2 pseudogenes are annotated in these 1,115 nt (G+C 70.0%); one reads left to right on the top strand and one right to left on the bottom strand.

The features are described from left to right. Window positions 1-117: 117 nt before the first annotated feature. Window positions 118-450: pseudogene (locus BHE97_RS19255) on the top strand (DNA topoisomerase IV subunit B); the annotation flags it as partial. Window positions 451-484: 34 nt separating this feature from the next. Here the strand turns inward: BHE97_RS19255 and BHE97_RS19250 are convergent. Further along, window positions 485-1,009 (bottom strand): annotated as a pseudogene (locus BHE97_RS19250) (DNA topoisomerase IV subunit B); the annotation flags it as partial. Between the last annotated feature and the right edge of the window lie 106 nt (window positions 1,010-1,115).

Raw genomic sequence — 1,115 nt, 5'->3', positions numbered from 1 at the left:
CTCGCCGTCGCAGTGGACGGAGCGCTTGGCGGTTTTGTTGTGCAGAGCCTCGGGGTCCTGCGCCGGCACAGCGCGGTCGGGGGGCAGGACAACGGCGGAGGCTGCCCTGGCGTCAGGGAGCCCCGGACCGGCGTGTCCGGGGTCGTGGTGGTGTTCACCAAGCGCCACGCGGGTGGCAAGGTCGGTGGCGGCTCCTACAGCGCCACCGGAGGGCTGCACGGTGTCGGCGCCTCGGTCGTCAACGCCCTCTCGCAGCGACTCGATGTCGAGGTGGACAAGGGCGGTGCCACCTGGGCGATGTCCTTCCGTCGCGGCACCCCGGGCGTCTTCGACGGCGAGGGCCCCGATGCCCCTTTCAGCGCTGACGACACGCTGCACAAGGTCGGCAAGGTCGCCAAGAAGACCACCGGTACCCGCGTCCGCTACTGGGCCGACCCGCAGATCTTCATCAAGACCGCGGCCTTCTCCTATGACGATCTGGTGGCCCGCGCTCGTCGCGGATGACGATCCGCAGCCCCGGCACGAGGAAGGAGGTCTGCCGAGCGCGGGCCACCAGATCGTCATAGGAGAAGGCCGCGGTCTTGATGAAGATCTGCGGGTCGGCCCAGTAGCGGACGCGGGTACCGGTGGTCTTCTTGGCGACCTTGCCGACCTTGTGCAGCGTGTCGTCAGCGCTGAAAGGGGCATCGGGGCCCTCGCCGTCGAAGACGCCCGGGGTGCCGCGACGGAAGGACATCGCCCAGGTGGCACCGCCCTTGTCCACCTCGACATCGAGTCGCTGCGAGAGGGCGTTGACGACCGAGGCGCCGACACCGTGCAGCCCTCCGGTGGCGTTGTAGGAGCCGCCACCGAACTTGCCACCCCCGTGGAGCTTGGCCAACACCCCCTCGACCCCGGACCGGCCGGTCTGGTGCTACTTGTCGCCCGGCCTCCCCCGGCCGTTGTCCTGCACCCTGCCCGCGCCGTCACGCTGCAGGACCACGCCCATCCGATCCCCCACACCCCCGACTCCTCTGCCGCCTCCGCTGCCCATGACCCCCCACCGGCAGAGTACGCGCCACAGCGTGTCGCACCCCCCGATCTACATACCTCGGCCTCTGCGTACGCCCTCACCG

The sequence above is a fragment of the Aeromicrobium sp. PE09-221 genome, assembly GCF_002174305.1.
Taxonomy (GTDB): Bacteria; Actinomycetota; Actinomycetes; order Propionibacteriales; family Nocardioidaceae; genus Aeromicrobium.
This window is presented reverse-complemented; position numbering and strand designations above follow the sequence as displayed.